Consider the following 15,817-nt stretch of genomic DNA (forward strand, 5'->3'; position numbering starts at 1 on the left):
TCCTTTGTTCTTGTCTGCTATACGCGATCGAGCAATTCGTGATGGAATGCAGCGTGGTTAAATCTGCAGTATGCCGGGAGGCAAAGAAATGATCTGGTGGATTCTGGTTGGTCTGATTGCAGGGTTTCTGACAGGAAAGATTATGAAGGGCTCGGGCTTCGGGGTGATCGGCGACATCGTCATCGGCATCCTGGGCGCGCTCATTGGCGGATGGATCGCAGGCAAGCTGGGCTTTGCAGCCTCCGGCGGGCTGTTGTATTCCATTCTGATTGCCACGCTCGGAGCGATTCTTCTGACGTTCCTGTTCCGGCTGGTCACGGGACGCGAATGAGTTCCATGAGGCGCTAGCAAGCGTGCAGGCCCAGGCGATTTGCCTGGGCCTGCATCGTTTGGAGACAGGATGAAAGTTCTTATATTTTTTTCTGGACGATGGTTAGTTTTAAGTGGTTCAATCCTGATCGCTGGCTCGTCGTGAGACGAGCGTGAATCGAGGACACGACGATGGGCATGAATACGTACTTCTGGTTTGGATTGGTGGGCTGGGTGGCTGGCTGGGTCACTGGCAAGAGCATGAAGTGCGAGAGCCACTCGCCATGGATCGATGCATTTACAGGGCTGATCGGTGGACTGCTGACGGGTTACGCCGTTCGCGGTGTTGAACATGTGAATAATTGGGGTTTCCTGATGGCCGTAATCGTGGCTTCCGTGGGCGCTGCGCTACTGACATGGGTGACGCATCGCGTGAAGGATGCCGTGGAACATCGGCATACCGCGCACTAATCGCAAGATTGATTGGGGGAAGGAAACAGAAAGAGCCCGGGCGACGACCCGGGCTCTGCTGTCTTGTAAAGAGGCTTAGGGCTGGGTGGGAGCGGGAGATGGGGGTGGCACAGCCGGGGGAGCAGTTGTATCAGCTGGCGGCGTGGTGCTGGTGGCCATCGGCTGCGTGAGGTCGATGTCGGCGGTGCCGATGCGGCCCGAAGAACCGATGCGCACGACGAAGCGAGCGCGGGTGGCTTTGCCTTCGAGATCGACCTTCTGCTGGAAGTTCAGTGGAACCTCGATGCGACCTGTGGCTGGAACCTTTGCGGGTGCGCTGAACTTCATGCTGAATGCCTTGGGATTTCCGATCGGCTTACTCTTCTTATCGAATTGAGTGATAGCAAGCACGATGTCAACTTTGCGAGTGGGGTCGGCCTCAGTGCCAAGAGACCAGGCGAGGCTGCGCGGAGCCACATGGATCTGAAACGTCTTCGGGTCGTTGGCCACACGGGAGACATTGATCTCGGCGCCGTCATAGGCCATTTTGCTGTCGGCGGCAGAGACAAGATCGGACATCAAACGGCGTGAAGGAGCTTTGGGATCGACCGGGCGCGGGCGGAAGGCAAGGTAGTAGCCCTTGGTGGTAGAGATGGTGACGCCGGGACGATCGACCGTGACGTTGATCTTGCGGAACTTGTACGCATCGCGCGAGGTGTTGGTGGGGTGATAGACGAGGGTATAGAAGTCTGTGCCCTCTTCGGCGGCGGCATTGATTTGGACGTCGACGTCGTTGCGGCCATACATGGTGCGGCCGCCAGTGGCCTGGGCTAACTGCGAGAACTCATAGTTGCCGCCGAAAGGGTCGTTAAAGGCAGCAGCCCCGCCGTAGACGCCGGGGTCGATGAGCAAACCTGCAGGGTCAATGGTGGTAAGGGTGATGCGGGCATCGCGCATTAGATTTACGCAGTCCTGGCGCAGGCTATTGATGCGGTTCATCGTATCGACCGGTTGGTTTTCAAATCGCAGCGCCGGAAAGCCGCGACCGATCCAGATCATGTTCTTGTGGCCCTGATGGCCGATGGAGGCTTCAGAGATGCGACGGAGCGTGAGGAAGGCGGTTCCATAGCGCTCGGCAGCCCAGGACATGGAGTTGTTGCGCCAGGGGTTGCCGCTGAAGTGGTGCTTGAGCACGTCGAGTAGGAGCTGCTTGTTCTGCGTGTAGTCGTGCAGCACATCGAACTTATCGATGCCGACGGCGATGAGCATCGTGGGCGTGCTCATGTGGTCGGGCTGGCGTTCGAGGTATTTCTTAAGCGAGTACTGGGCGAAGGCTTCGTCCTCGAAGCGAGTGTTGAACTCGTCGAGCAGGATGATGTTGACGGGCGCGCGAGGGGCGAGGCGATCGAGGTCGGCGGTGGATTCGATATCGACCTCAGGCGCTGGCAGGCGCGAGGTGCCAAGCTCGAAGTTGGTGATGGTCTGCGGGTCTTCGGACTCGGTAACGTGGAAGTCGGACTTGGTGAGACCCTGCACCGTCTTGCCGTCTTTGGTGGTAGCGACGACGTCGAGCACGACGATGCGCGTGGAGACGTGGACGGTGTAGGTGCCGTCGGGGTTCTGCGTGGGCTGCGTCGGGGTTCCATTTCGCTGACCGTTCTGCTGGGTTTGAACGGGTGGCGGCGCGGTCTGTACGGGCGCGGGAGTGGGTTCCTGCGAGGTGACCGTGACGGTCTTGGAGGCGTCCTGGGCGAGTAGCGGAAGTGCGAGGGAGATGGCGAGAAATGCGGGACCGATGCGGCGGTGCATGCTGACCTCGTTGGTGGCGCGTTGCAGGTAAAGACACGGCAACGAGATAAGAGTCGCATACAGACGCGAAGATAGGTAGAGAAAAGATGAAGAAAGGCCCGGAGTAGTCCGGGCCTTTCGGGTGATGCAGGATCAATCCTTGTAGGGATCGAACTCGTTGGCTCCTGCCATGGCCACGCCGACGGGCGTGAGCGTGTGCAGGAGGCGGATGGTGTTGCTATGAGCTGCAAGCACCTCGGTGAGGCGCTTGTAACAGTGCGGTGATTCGTCCAGACCTCCACCCTTAAGGACGACGTTCGAGCGCTGCATCCACTCGTGCATCATCTCGGGCTTGACCAGGCCTTCACGCTTGCAGACACCGGTCTTGCGGTCTTCTTTTTGACAAAATCAGAGGATTATGTTCCGCTAAAGGAGTTCCGTCGCATCGTCGCCGAGAACAAATCCGCGCTGCACCGTCAGCGACTAAGAGGCTAATATGTCAGACAGCGTTATCGTTCCCCTTCCATTCCTTTCATCCCGCAAGCTTTCAGATCCATTCAACCCCCTCGAAAACCCAATCACAACCTACGAGTTCCGCGTAGACACACGGTCAATTCCCGACCTGCCTACCGATGCTAACGCGCGACCATCCGAAGCGGCCAAGCTGCGCCGCGTCTACAAGTCGGTGCGTAATGCAGCATTGGACGGTGCACTTGACCCTGATGAAGGCGCAACGCCAGGGCTCTTCGGCTATAAGCACTTGGGTATTAACGTTATCGCCGAGCGCGTGGAGGAAACCGATAAGAATCTCGCCACTCTCCACTTCAAACCCGGTCAGGGAGTGATGAACGGGGGGCACGGACTCGCGATCTTGCGTGAGCTCCAGCAGGATCCCGGTGCCGCGGAGATGCCACCTAACTTCGTCAAGGTAACCGTAATCGTTGGGCTGCCAAACGCTGTGATCCCCGAGGTAGCCGGGGCAAACAATACTTCGGTTCAGGTCAAGGCTCAGTCGCTTCTCGAACTCAAGGGCGCTTTCGAACCTCTAAAGGATGTGTTGAAGGGGACGAGACTGGAAAATGACGTTCAGTGGCGCGAAGGAGACGTCGGCAGGGTAAAGGTGGACGATATCATCGCAGCCATGACTTGCTTTCGTAGCGATGTTTATACCATTGGGGATCGCAAGCGTACACCGCACAACGCCTATGCTTACAAGACCGGGCTTATCGACGACTTTCGCCGTGATCTAGAGGGTTACCATGCGCTAGCACCGCGACTAACTGAAATATTGGAATTTCAGGATTATGTGCGGACGCAGCCTAAGAAGGTTTACAACGAAAATGGCGGGCGTTTCGGTGGTTTGAAGTTTGTTGATTCCATCTACACGGATGCTAAGGGTGAGAAGCGTAAGAAGCCGCTCCCTCCCTTCGTTATGCCTTTTACTGGCGAGGAAGTTGAGCATCGCTTGAATGTTGCTGCAGTTTTCCCGATTCTCGCTGCGTTTCGGCAGATGATCAGCCGAAACGGTAATGAGTTTGAGTGGGTTGGTGGCTTTTCAGCAGTCAAGGAGCTTTGGGACTCCATAGCGATCGATGTAATGGATACTACAAAAGACGCCTGCCAACAGGCGGGTTATGTGCTGAATGCGTTGGGCAAATCCCGTTCCCACTGGGAAAACGTTCAAAGGATTGTGCAGATCAAGCTTCAGGATCAAGAGCTCGAGAAGATGCGTGCTGCCCTCAAAGACAGATAAGTAGGTTTTCGGACAGAAACAGACCAAGGCCCGGACTTTAGTCCGGGCCTTGGTTTTGTGTGAGTAGCTTTGGCGGCCTAGCTGAAGCTAGGCCCTTCCGATATGTCCCGAGCTACTGTTCCGGTTAGGAATTTACGAAGCAGCTTCTTCCGTCGCGACGATCTTCGCCGAAGCTACGGTGTAATTGGGCTCGCCGATCTTGAAGCGGGCAAAGCGGCGGACCGAGATGTTCTCTCCGAGCTTGGCTACGTTCGTGGCGATGACCTGCGCGATGGTCTGCGACTGGTCCTTGATGAACGGCTGGTCGAGGAGGCAGACCTCTTCGTAGAACTTGCCCATCTTGCCTTCGAGCATCTTCTCGATGATGTTTGCGGGCTTGCCGGAGGCCGCTGCCTGGGCGCGGTAGATCTCCTTCTCCTTCTCGATGTCCTCGGGCGTGACCTCGTCCTTACCCACGAAGCGCGGATCGACAGCGGCGATGTGCATCGCGATGTCTTTCAGGAGTTCCTGGAAAGCATCGGTGCGGGCGACGAAGTCGGATTCGCAGTTGAGCTCAAGCAGAACGCCGATCTTACCGCCAGCGTGGATGTAGGTTCCGACAGCACCCTCGTTGGTGGTGCGGCTTGCCTTCTTGGCGGCCGAGGCCATGCCGCGCTTGCGCAGCACAACGAAGGCGTTTTCCATGTCGCCCTTGGCTTCCTGCAGGGCCTTGAGACAGTCGCCCATGGGGGCGCCGGACTTTTCGCGGAGTTCCTTGACGAGCTTGGCGTCGATCTTTACGGCTTCAGTGGTAGACATAGGTTCCTTTTTCTGCACGGCGCGATGTGGGCCGTTGTGAAAAGTGGCGCGGGCTCTGAGCCCGCGCCACCATTGTTCTGGATGGCTGTTACAACACGACTAATGTCGTGCTCCTTCCATTCGACATTGCCGAACGAAGGCAGCCGGAGCGCTTAGGCGGTGACGGCTTCGGCGGGAGTTGCTTCAGTCTCAGCCTCGGCTGCTGCCGGGGCCTTGCGGATGCCGCCGCCCAGGACTGCGTTGAGGTCGATGTTCTCGTCCTCAGCAGCGTCCTCGGTCGAGGCCTCGGCGACGCCAGCGGACTCGTGGACTTCGCCAGCGACTTCCTCACCATCCTCACCGATGAAGTGCGAATCGGTGGCGATCGGGGTGACCTCGTCATACTCCTGCGAGAACGCCTTGTCGGAGATCATCTGGACGCCTTCGAAGGCGGAGTCAGCGATCTTCGTGGTGAAGAGGCGAATGGCGCGGAGAGCGTCGTCGTTGCCGGGGATAACGTAGTCGACCACGGTCGGATCGCAGTTGGTGTCAACCACTGCAACGACCGGGATACCGAGCTTGCGGGCCTCAGCTACGGCGATCGCCTCGTTGTTCGAGTCGATGACGAAGATGGCATCGGGGAGGCGCTTCATGGCCTTGATACCGGAGAGGTTTGTGGCGAGGGACTTGCGCTCGCGCTCGAGCTTGATGACTTCCTTCTTGGTAAGCAGTTCGTAACGGCCGTCGGTGGACATTTCGTCCAGCTCAGCGAGACGCTTTACAGACTTCTGCACGGTCACCCAGTTGGTGAGCAGGCCACCCAACCAGCGGCTGTTGATGTACGGCATGCCTGCGCGGGTCGCTTCCTCGGCCACGGCATCCTGCGCCTGGCGCTTGGTGCCGACGAAGAGGATGAGCTTGCCGGTGGAGGTCAGGTCGGTCACGAACTTCGAAGCTTCCTTGAACATCTTCAAGGTCTTCTGCAGGTCGATGATGTAGATACCGTTGCGCTCGCCGAAGATGTATTCCTTCATCTTGGGGTTCCAGCGCTTGGTCTGGTGACCGAAATGTACACCTGCTTCGAGCAGTTCCTTCATTGTGATGCTAGCCATAAAAAGCTCCTGTTTATAGACCGGGCCGAGCACGCTTGACGTCTGCGGCTGGTCTGGATTAATCCCTGGCAATGAAGCGTCGGGAGATTTAGGTCCTGCCTCCGATGTAGGTGCTTCGGAGGGTGATGCGGGTGAATCGAGGTTGTCAGTTCTCAGTTGTCAGTAACAGCAAAACTTCACTGAAAACTGAAAACTGTGAACTGACAACCACAGAGAACTAGCGCTTCGAGAACTGGAAGCGAGCGCGAGCGCCCTTCTGGCCGTACTTCTTACGTTCCTTGCCGCGCGGATCACGCGTTACAAAGCCTTCGGCCTTGAGCGCCTTGCGCAGCTCAACGTTGAACTCCATCAAAGCGCGCGTGATACCGAGCTTGACGGCATCGGCCTGCCCATTGATGCCGCCGCCCTTGACCGTGGTCAGGATGTCGAAGGTTTCGTTGATGTCTGCAATGCCCAGGGGGCGCTTGGCGGCAATGCGCTGCGCGGGAGTCACGAAGTACTCCTCAAACTGCTTGCCGTTGACGGTGAACTTGCCCGAACCGGGGCGCAGGAAGACGCGAGCGATTGCGCTCTTGCGGCGGCCAGTTCCGTAGTATTGAATCAAATCTGCCATTTTGAAAATCCTCATCGAGCCATAGCTCGCAAAATCTTTGTGCCGCGTTAGCTGGCGAATCCCTTAAGCCTTCTTGATGCCACCCAGAACGGCGAGGGCGGTGGGCTGCTGAGCGTGGTGCGGATGATCGGCACCCTTATAGACCTTGAGCTTGGTACCCATCTGGCGACCGAGCTTGGACTTGGGCAGCATGCCCTTGATGGCCTCTTCGAGAATCTTCTCGGGACGACGGGCGAGCAGCTTGGTGTACTCCTCTTCACGCAGGCCGCCGGGGAAACCGGTGTAGCGGCGGTATAGCTTTTGGCTCGCCTTCATGCCGGTAACGTGGATCTTCTCGGCGTTGATGACGATGACGTGGTCGCCCATGTCAATGTACGGGGTGTAGAGGGGATTCAGCTTGCCGGCGAGCAGATGCGCCGCGTGCGAAGCAAGGCGGCCGAGGGTCTGACCCGAGGCGTCGAGGACGAACCAGTTGCGCTTGATGTCTTTGCCGCTGGGGATGGTGGTCGTCTGATTGAGGTTCATCGTAGGTTACTCCTTGGTTCTGCCGGCTTCGTGAATCGACTATGCGGCTTGAAGCTCGAAGCGTAGTGCAGTCAGCATGTTGGCGGCAGGGCGCACGAGGACAGGATTGTCCGCGCAGGCTGAAAGCCGGAGTTGCGGTTGAGCGCACAGAGCCTAAAGGAGCTAAACCATCTAGCTACATAGCGGGCTGGGGAGTGGGTGCCTGAGCGGGTCGGCGTATTTGTGCCCTACCCTGTTGCGGGACTCACCTCGGTGTCTCGGGCCTGTATGCCTCGTTGCCGCCCTGTTGAAAAGCTTGTATCAGGGCACACGGAGGTGTGGGCGCGGGACTGCGCGAGTATTCAGAATATGCGAGGTTTGGGGTGGGAGTCAACGACTTTGGCGATTGTATCGAAGAAGTTGGGGTAAAGTGGCAGCTATGAAAAGAGTTATGGGATGGGTTCTGGCCTTCGGTTTGGGCTGCGGCGTGGCTTCCGCTCAGAGCACTGAGGCGGAGATTTCTGCTCGACTGATGGGTAAGCCCTTGCAACTGCGTGGGTTCTGGATGGACGACAAGCTGCAGTTCGATGCTAAGGGAAGCCCGGTCGGTGCGAACACCGAGGGCACCTTCACGGAATCAGCTTTCGACGCGAAGAATGTGTCCTTGAACGGCGACCACCTTCACATCGAGGGGCAGCGAGTCGGCCTGAAGTTTGAGAAGGTCGGCACGGTCAAGCGGCTCCCGATCTTTCAAAAAGGGATCTTTCGCAAGAGTCCGGAGATGATCGTGATTGAGATTGACGGCCAGGGCGACCGTGATTTCAGCAAGGAGCTGGACGCGATCTTCGCCGGATCGCTCGCTGAGGTTGCGCCCTCTCTTCGGCCTTATTGGCAGCCGTATGCGAGGAGGCATTTTCCTGAATGTGGTTGAGCCGGAGAGGCCAGTACCTGCCGGAGTCGTTAAAATTGGCGGAGCAGTGAAGCCACCGAAACTGCTGAAGTCTGTTGACCCTTCGTTCAGCGATTGCGCCCGCGAGTTGAAGGTCTCAGGATCGACCTCAATCGATATGATCGTCGACGAGCAGGTCAATTTCGGGCATTTCGTGATTCGGCAACCGTTAGGGCTTGGTCTTGACGAACAAGCGATCGCCGCGCTCGTGCGCTATCGATTTGCTCCCGCCACGCGGGACGGTGTGCCGGTGAAGGTGGAACTAACGGTCGAGTCAAACTTCAGGATCTTCTGAAAGTCGAAAAATGTAGTTCTAAAAGCTGAATTGTGCCTGCAGATAGACGATGCGATTCCCCGCCGTGATGGAGCCGAACGGGTTGTTCAGGCTGACGGATTGACCAAAATAGGGCGAGCTAAGGACGCCTACGGGCTGACCGGGGTTGTGGGCGTTCAGCACGTTGTAGGCGTCGACCGTGAAGGTAATCGCGTAGGGACGATTGGGTGGGGGGGCAGTTTTTGCGCCGGGCGCGGCGACCGGGACCACTGGACGGGGACCGATCTGGAAGCTTCGACTTGCGGAGAGATCGAGAAAGTAAAAGCTCGGGGAGTTGCCGTAGTTCACGGGGACAATCTTTTCGCCGGTCTGCGGGTTGGCGTCCAGCGTGCCATAACGGGTGGTGTAGAGAACCGAGGCGGAGGTGGGATGCGTCGCGAAGGCAGGACGGTCGTTATAGAGGGTGTCACCGTTGAGGTCGGTGCCGGTGGTGATGTTGAACGGGATACCGCCAGCTACTGATGCGAAGGCGTTCAGCGAAACACCTACTGGTAGCTGCAAGGTGCCGCCGGTAAAGAATTGCTGGCGAGGTAGAGGAGCTCGACCGTAGTCCTGCGAGACGTTGTAGGAATTGGAGGCGAAGGTGGTGGCACCGATGACGTCCTGATTCTGATGATTGAAGTTATAGGAGACGAAAACGTTGGCGCGCTTCGTAAGATTGAGCCGCGAACTGAAGGCGAGAATCTGCGCCTTGGAGATTCCGTTCGAAGCAAACTCATAGATGTTCTGCGAGCCTCCGAGTGGGCGCACCCCACTACCAGGAACGGCCGGGTTGAAGGTGCCAGGGAGCGGGGCGTTAATGTTGAGGGAGTCGGACTGATGGACTCCGCGAATGGCGAGATAACGGACGGAGACGGTGCCGAACCTAGAAATGATTTTTTCAAGGGAGACACCGGCGAGCCAGCCGTATTCAGCCTTGAAGTTGGGGTCGATGCGGTACGGGGTAGGCGAAACGGTGGTGAGTGCTGGGCAGGCTCCGGTGGTCGGAGGTGCGCCACTGGGGTCGTAGCAGGGATTCGAGAGCTCAAAGGTCTGTTGCGAGACACCGTTCTGGCGAACCGTGGTAAGAATGTTGGCCGCGGCAAAGCGGTTGTAGAAGAGGCCGACGCCGGGACGCACGGTGATGAAGGGTGTGCTCTGCTTCTTGCGGTGGATCGCCCATGCAGCTCCGAAGCGGGGAGCAAGGTCGAGATGATCCGGAATGGCCGACTGACTTTCAAGACGCAGCCCAAGATCGAGGGTGAAGTTATCAGCGGTATGCCATTCGTCCTCTGCCCACGCGCCGAGATCGCCGGTAAGGACGGAAAAGCTTCGCTGGCCGACGGTCTGGCTGTAGAGGCTGGGCTGATTAGCGATGTATGAGTCGATAGAGGAAAACGTGTACTGACCGTTGTAATTGGCGGTGGAGAGATTGGCATCGCGAGTGAGGCGGTAGCGCGCGCCGAAGCGGAGATAATGCGCACTGCGATCGATCGAAATCGATTCCTGAAACTCGAAGTTGTCCTGGTCGTCGCGCAGGGACTGTTGTGGATTGCCTCCACCGTTGAAGGCACCTTCTACGAGAAGGCTGGGCGCTAAGCTCAGGGCGTCCTGGCGCTGGCGGGAACGGATGTACTGCAGGTGAGCGTCGGAGATGAAGTGCGAGCCTACGCTCTGCGTGTCCGAGAGGCGTAAGGTCTGCGTCGTGAAGCCGCTGTCGAAAGCCTGCGAGGCGAGCGTCAGCGGGGCGGCGAGACCGCCGTTGGCTTGATTGATTTGGTTGAACTCGTACCGCCCGGTCAGCAGATTTGCCGGGGTCAACTGGCGGTCCATGCGAAGCGCATAGGTAGAGACGGTTTGCGGGTCGCGAACACCCAGAGAGTACGACACCGGCACGCCGTTCGAGACTGTGATCGCGTTCAGGGCAGCATTGCTCTGCTGATCGTTGAACACTCCGGAGAGTGCGAAGAAGGTCTTCCTGTCGATCGGGCCGCTGAGGTTTCCATCGAGATTCAGTACGAAATATGGCGGCGCTGCCCCCGTGATGTACGGATTCGGCGAGTTCAATGGGCTGTCGGTCGCATTGACGTTAACCTGCCCGTGAAACTTTTCGGTCCCGGCCCTGGTGGCGATCTCGATGCGGTTAGTGCCAAACGTATCGTAAAGCGCGGAGTAAGGATTCCGATTAATGCGTACAGAGAGGATCGAGCTCTTTGGCGGAACGCGGCCGCCTGTGAAGCCGTCGACGATAAAGGTTGGCGACTTTCCAGGAATCGCTCCAGCGAGTGCAGCGATCTCTTTCTGAAACGTAGCATCATCGTTCGAGAAGGCGTCCAACTGCGCGCCCTGGAAGACCAACGCGCTGGCATTGGCGGCACCGGAGGTGTCAGCGGCATCATCCACCGGGACGGCAATCTCTTCGGGACGGACCTCAATGGCCATTGGGAGTTCAAGATGTACGGCGGTCGCAGCCGAGGTCAGCGAAAGAGGCCCGCTATAAGCTGCAAAACCTTTGGCCGTGATGGACAGCTGGTAGTCGCCCACCGGCAACTGCACGGAGAAGTGCCCCTCTCCATCAGTAGCCAGATCACGTGAAAGATGAATGCTCTGAATGCGAACAGCCGCACGCGGAATGCGTGCGCCGGAGGGATCAAAGACTGTGCCGGAGACAGACGCCAAGGGGGATTGCGACTGCGATATACAGTCGTGTTGCGATACTCCGACAAGGCAGCTAAAGGTGAGCCAAAAAGCACAGCGAGCTCGCCTGAGGTAAAGCATGGATACCAACCCAAGACACTACAGCGTGGAGCGTACCGGCTGAGAGGTCGATTAAGAATGCGTTACTGAATGATATCCAAAAGTCTCTATTTGTCCGATCGTTTTTCATTATGGGGTGCGAACATCGGCAACTTCCAGATTTGTAACCGTTCCATCGCTCGGTACCGTCGCGGATCCAGATACCAGCCAGTCGACGGCAGATCCCGCGACCAGATGAGTTGCGCCCCGGCCACAGGGGCGTGATCGATGACCTGGTACTGCGCTCCCTGCGAATAGATCCAACGGGTGATGTGATCGTCGTTGGTGTCGTGAATGTAGGGGATAACCCCTGGCCGAGTGATGCCACCCGTATCGATGACGGGGTGTTGCGAGAGAAACGCAGGTTCGCCGATGGCATAAAGCGCCACAGGAGCGCCGGGCGGGAGCGTCTCGAGGAAAGACGACATCTGCGCGTAGATGTTATCGCCGATGACTTTGTTATGAATCGACAGGCGCGTTGAGGTAAGGCTGGTGATGGCCCCGAAGAGAACGGCCACGGCGAGCAGAATGCGATAGAAAACCGGCAGTCGAAGAGCCATCAGCGCTAGCACCGCAATCGTGAGCACGGGAGCGGTGACGAAGATGTAGCGCGTCTGCACCAGGGTGTGGTTCGCGATGTAGAAACAGCCATTCATCGCGGTCCACGCAAAGAGCAGCCAGCCGCCGGCGTGGAGTGAAAAAAAAAGGGAATCACTCTGCGTGTGCTTTTTCCCCAGGTATCCAAACAACACCACCAGCAGCACCGCACAGCCGAGGACCGTCGCGGGATAGCCGAAGACATAGAGATGGACCAATCGTGCGAGGACGGAGTCTGCAGGGCCTGCACGCTTCGCTGCGTTGGTGTTAGGCAGAACGCTACCGAAGGTATGCAGCGCGTATAGCCCCCAGCCGACGGCGGGAGCGCTGAGAAAAGCCAGCGCGGCGAGGGAGGTATCGACTCGCAGCGTGAGCGACCCGTGTAGGTGGCGAAGACGCTGGAAGAGAACCAGAGCTACGAGCAGCGTGAAGAAAGACATCTCCGGCCGGAGCAACGGCGCGAGGCCCGCCAACAACGCAGCAGCGAGCAGTCGCGGCCAGCGCAGATGGCGTGGCGCGAGAAGCACGCAGGTCCAGCAGACGAGCCCCGCAGCACCGAGCGCTTCCATGCCAGAGAAAGCCCAATAACCGAAGTAAGGATTCAGCACGAAGACCAGCAGCATGGACGCGGCAAAGATATCAGCAGCATCATCTGCAAACCAGCGCCTGACGAGCGAACGTGCGTAGGCGAAGACCCCGCTCAACGTGACGACAGCAGCCGCCGCTGTGAGTGTCTTGCCCGCCGCGAGCCAGCTCGGAATCACGACATGAAAGGCTACCAGCAGCCACACCCAGAGTGGCGAGGTATCTCCGTAGACAAGATGGCGATTGAAGCAGAATCCATGGCCGTCGGCGAGAGACCGCGCGAACTCAAGATGGATGTAAGCGTCATCCTCCCAATAGCCGAGCGCCGCGAAGAACCAAAGCACGGCTAACACGGCGCTGGCCGCGACCAGTAGCCACGCGAGTAAAGGCATGGACAAGCGCTTGCTATGTGAGGGCGTGAGTATCGCGTCCATGTCTGGTTTCATGATGCGCCAGATGCCCTCGCAACGCAAAGTGAGTTCTGGCTATGGCAAGCTTCTAATGCTCGAGCTGAGGGACGCTTGGCTGCTGGCCCAGCTTCGTAACCAGTGGCTTCGGCGTGCGTCTCTTCGGTCGATGCACCTCGGGCGTTGGGGGTTTGGGGTCGAGACGATAGACGATCAGCAGGTTGCGGTCGGGATCATCCATTACTGGAAACGCAGCGATGCGCTCCATGTTGTAGAGAGGCGTGATGGCATCGGCCTTGTCATCCTCAACATCGTTCCAGGCGATGTACCAGCCGGGCTGATACTTTCTGACGCGCACATCGAGGTCGTCGGTGCCGAAGTCGTCGTCGATGGAAGGCAGACCCGTCATCAGCGTGAGGTCTGAGCCGGAGATAGAGAGAATCAGGTGAGGGTGCGTCTTATCGTCGAGCACGATCTTACGAATGGACTGCGCCGCAGCGAGAAAGTCATAGGTAGGGTCGCGGAGGAAGCGGATCTGTTGCACTGCGTCGGGGAGTGCGATCGCGAGGATGACGGCGGTGGCAAGAATTCCCTCTACTACGCGGCGCGGAACCGAGGCCTGCTCCGGATGACGTGGCTGCCGGAAGGCGTCAATACTGATGGCGACAAAGACCGTAATGGGCACTGCAACGACGAGATAATAACGCGGCTGCAGATTGTTGTGATACGCAAGGAAAGCAAAGTAACCGCCAATCCAAAGCCACAGGGCTGGCACAAGCGGATTCGCGAGCAGACGCGGACGCCAGAAGAAGGTGAGAGCCACGGCGGCGAAGAATACCGGGTACAGAACATGCCCCATCCATAAACCGTCCGAGAGCGTATTGAGCACAACGGTGGCCAACGGTTCAAGCGAGATGCCGGTGTAGGCATTCGCAGAGAAGAGGTACTTGTAGTCCTCCAGATAGTGCGGGCGCACCAGCAGCACGAAGTATGCAACCCAGAGACTGAATCCCCCCACAAACGGTGGTAACGCGAGCTTGAGGGCTGGCCCGAACCGGTAGCCCGCACGCGCCCAGATCATATACGCGATCGAAGGCAGTAGGAAGACTGCCGTCGTCTTTGTCAGGATCGCCGCCGGGATAAGCAACATGAGGATCAGCGTTGGCAGCAGCGACTTGAGTCTTTGCGAGTTGGTCGGACGCGGCACGGCGCTGCCCTGCAATAACTGCAGCGGATGCAGATGTGAGGCGGCGAGAATGCCGAGCGCATTCAATGCGATGAGCAACGGCTCCAGAATAGCCATGCGCTCGAAGACGAACAGGAACGGGCTGGTGCAGAGCAGAAGCATGGCGATGGGAGCTGCCAGAGACCGACCGGAATGATCGTTGCGCGGGCGCGCGTGGCGCTCGATGAGCAGATAGAACGTCACCAGCGTGACGGCGAAGACAACGAGTGCGAACGCTCGCGCCGAGGTGACGGAGACGCCACCGATCTTGAATGCAAGTAATTCCAGCAACGGCCAAACGGGCAAAGCTGCGGCTGGGTTGAAGTCGCCGGCGAAGTACCAATGCCCAAAGAGCATATGACGGATCGCGGCGTCGCCGTACCAGCCTTCATCGGTGTACTTCGACCAGTCGTTCCAGGGTGAATTATTCGGAAAGTCAGCGGTGAGGTGCAAGAAGTGCAGCACAAAGAAGAGCCCAGCTCCGGCCAAAAGCAACCACGCGACAAAACGCGAGAAGTTCGAGGTTTTCTTCGGCGCGGATTGTGAGGAGGGCTGTGGGTTCATGAAAAAACAAAGGCTCGAAGAACGGATACGATGGCGACAGAAGAAAAGTGGATGCCTGTGCTGCTGTCATTACAGGCTTATACGAAAACTAGCTGTTGGATGTTTCCGATTATAAGAGCGGAACTTGCCGCTGCGAGCCGAGGGCCACTTCAAGCTCGACGGCAGCGACGGCAGCGAAGAGGGTGGACCACTCCAGCCAGGCGCGGGTCTCATTCCAAGTGGCGAAGAAGAACGTCCCGGCCATACAGAGGCTGGCAAGGTAGAGCGTTTTGCGCTGCAGCGGAGAGAGCGCTCCCCGCGCCAGCAACACCGGTATCCACAAAAAACCCACAATCGAGAATAGTTGAGGCCAGTGCCACGGCGCGGCCATACGATACCAGGCAACACCGTTAAGCCGATACGGATTATGCGGGTACAGATGCACGCCGATTAAATAGCTGACCATCCAGAGCGCCATGCCAGTGAGCGAAACCGCACGCCACTTCGCGCTACCGTAGCGCGCGGCAAAAGTGACGACTATCAAATAGAGCGACGTCTCGCGAGTGAACACATCGACGGCCATAAAGCAGAGGAAGAGCCATGGTTCGTCACCCAGCAGACAAAGCGTGGCGGCGCCAAAAAGCGCGAGATGCGGCAGGTCGTACGGATACCAGAGCGCCTGCTCAAAGCGCGCGGCGTAGCTGGCATACACGATGACGAGCAGCATAGCCCACGGAAGCCACTCGCAACGAAGCCCCTGTCTGCGTGCAAAACGAAGGCTGAAGAGGCCAAGCGCATTGACCGCCAGAATACCCAGCAACAGGCATCCCAGCTTCGCTGCCGTAAAGAGCTCATATTGGTTCAAGTAGCGTGTATAGCGTGAAGCTGCAGACGCCAGCAGATGCGATGACTCCGCCCAGCGCACAAAGGGAACTAGTAGCAGACGGCGCTGAAAGGGCAGCGACTCAAGCCCCGCACCATACCGATGCAGATCGAGATAGGAGAGATTGACGAAGAAAATGGAGAGCACGCAGTGCGTGGTGGCCAGCAGCAGAAGAAAGAGTGTGACAGCTCTGCGCAAGACGGCCCTCCATTC

Annotated in this window: 15 protein-coding genes; 5 read left to right on the forward strand and 10 right to left on the reverse strand. The window is 58.1% G+C overall.

What is annotated here, in order from left to right; genetic code table 11:
- The first annotated feature begins 88 nt into the window (after positions 1-88).
- Together OHL14_RS15740 and OHL14_RS15745 are read left to right on the forward strand one after the other, a co-directional pair.
- Positions 89-331: a GlsB/YeaQ/YmgE family stress response membrane protein gene (locus OHL14_RS15740; protein WP_263380325.1), complete on the forward strand. Its 243-nt coding sequence runs from the start codon at positions 89-91 to the stop codon at positions 329-331.
- A gap of 170 nt (positions 332-501) precedes the next feature.
- Entirely contained in the window at positions 502-780 is a 279-nt protein-coding gene (locus tag OHL14_RS15745) for a hypothetical protein (protein WP_263380326.1), read from the forward strand.
- Positions 781-855: 75 nt separating this feature from the next.
- Here OHL14_RS15745 and OHL14_RS15750 read toward each other — a convergent pair whose 3' ends face one another.
- Positions 856-2,610: a VWA domain-containing protein gene (locus OHL14_RS15750; protein ID WP_263380327.1), complete on the reverse strand. Its 1,755-nt coding sequence runs from the start codon at positions 2,608-2,610 to the stop codon at positions 856-858.
- Positions 2,611-2,700: 90 nt separating this feature from the next.
- A complete protein-coding gene (locus OHL14_RS15755) occupies positions 2,701-2,892 on the reverse strand; it encodes a hypothetical protein (protein ID WP_263380328.1) in 192 nt (63 codons plus the stop codon).
- Between the two features lie 151 nt (positions 2,893-3,043).
- Here OHL14_RS15755 and OHL14_RS15760 point away from each other — a divergent pair, with 151 nt between their 5' ends.
- Positions 3,044-4,300, forward strand: a complete 1,257-nt coding sequence (locus tag OHL14_RS15760; RefSeq protein ID WP_263380329.1) for an AIPR family protein — start codon at positions 3,044-3,046, stop codon at positions 4,298-4,300.
- A 132-nt stretch (positions 4,301-4,432) separates the two neighbouring features.
- Here OHL14_RS15760 and tsf read toward each other — a convergent pair whose 3' ends face one another.
- From tsf to rplM, 4 genes are all read right to left on the reverse strand, one after another.
- The gene (gene tsf, locus OHL14_RS15765; protein ID WP_263380330.1) at positions 4,433-5,098 is read right to left on the reverse strand and encodes a translation elongation factor Ts; all 666 of its coding nucleotides are present in this window, start codon (positions 5,096-5,098) and stop codon (positions 4,433-4,435) included.
- A gap of 152 nt (positions 5,099-5,250) precedes the next feature.
- The gene (rpsB, locus tag OHL14_RS15770) at positions 5,251-6,189 is read right to left on the reverse strand and encodes a 30S ribosomal protein S2 (protein WP_263380331.1); all 939 of its coding nucleotides are present in this window, start codon (positions 6,187-6,189) and stop codon (positions 5,251-5,253) included.
- A 217-nt stretch (positions 6,190-6,406) separates the two neighbouring features.
- Complete coding sequence (gene rpsI, locus OHL14_RS15775) at positions 6,407-6,802, reverse strand: 30S ribosomal protein S9 (RefSeq protein ID WP_263380332.1); 396 nt, start codon at positions 6,800-6,802, stop codon at positions 6,407-6,409.
- Positions 6,803-6,865: 63 nt separating this feature from the next.
- A complete protein-coding gene (rplM, locus tag OHL14_RS15780; protein ID WP_263380333.1) occupies positions 6,866-7,327 on the reverse strand; it encodes a 50S ribosomal protein L13 in 462 nt (153 codons plus the stop codon).
- A gap of 430 nt (positions 7,328-7,757) precedes the next feature.
- On the opposite strand from rplM, the gene OHL14_RS15785 reads away from it, so the two are divergent.
- Together OHL14_RS15785 and OHL14_RS15790 are read left to right on the forward strand one after the other, a co-directional pair.
- Positions 7,758-8,237 (forward strand): hypothetical protein, encoded by a 480-nt coding sequence (locus OHL14_RS15785; protein ID WP_263380334.1) that lies wholly within the window; start codon positions 7,758-7,760, stop codon positions 8,235-8,237.
- A 46-nt stretch (positions 8,238-8,283) separates the two neighbouring features.
- Positions 8,284-8,550, forward strand: coding sequence for an energy transducer TonB (locus OHL14_RS15790; protein WP_263380335.1), 267 nt, complete (start codon positions 8,284-8,286; stop codon positions 8,548-8,550).
- A gap of 18 nt (positions 8,551-8,568) precedes the next feature.
- Here OHL14_RS15790 and OHL14_RS15795 read toward each other — a convergent pair whose 3' ends face one another.
- The 4 genes from OHL14_RS15795 to OHL14_RS15810 all read right to left on the reverse strand — a co-directional run bounded on the left by OHL14_RS15795 (position 8,569) and on the right by OHL14_RS15810 (position 15,802).
- Positions 8,569-11,247 carry a TonB-dependent receptor gene (locus OHL14_RS15795; RefSeq protein ID WP_263380336.1) on the reverse strand — a complete coding sequence of 893 codons (2,679 nt, stop codon included), beginning with the start codon at positions 11,245-11,247 and terminating at the stop codon, positions 8,569-8,571.
- Positions 11,248-11,432: 185 nt separating this feature from the next.
- Positions 11,433-12,938, reverse strand: coding sequence for a hypothetical protein (locus OHL14_RS15800; protein WP_263380337.1), 1,506 nt, complete (start codon positions 12,936-12,938; stop codon positions 11,433-11,435).
- Positions 12,939-13,044: 106 nt separating this feature from the next.
- Positions 13,045-14,742 (reverse strand): ArnT family glycosyltransferase, encoded by a 1,698-nt coding sequence (locus OHL14_RS15805; RefSeq protein ID WP_263380338.1) that lies wholly within the window; start codon positions 14,740-14,742, stop codon positions 13,045-13,047.
- A gap of 109 nt (positions 14,743-14,851) precedes the next feature.
- On the reverse strand, positions 14,852-15,802 hold the full coding sequence (locus OHL14_RS15810) for a hypothetical protein (RefSeq protein WP_263380339.1): 951 nt from the start codon (positions 15,800-15,802) through the stop codon (positions 14,852-14,854).
- Positions 15,803-15,817: the final 15 nt, after the last annotated feature.

This window comes from Granulicella paludicola, assembly GCF_025685545.1.
GTDB classification, from domain to species: domain Bacteria; phylum Acidobacteriota; class Terriglobia; order Terriglobales; family Acidobacteriaceae; genus Granulicella; species Granulicella paludicola.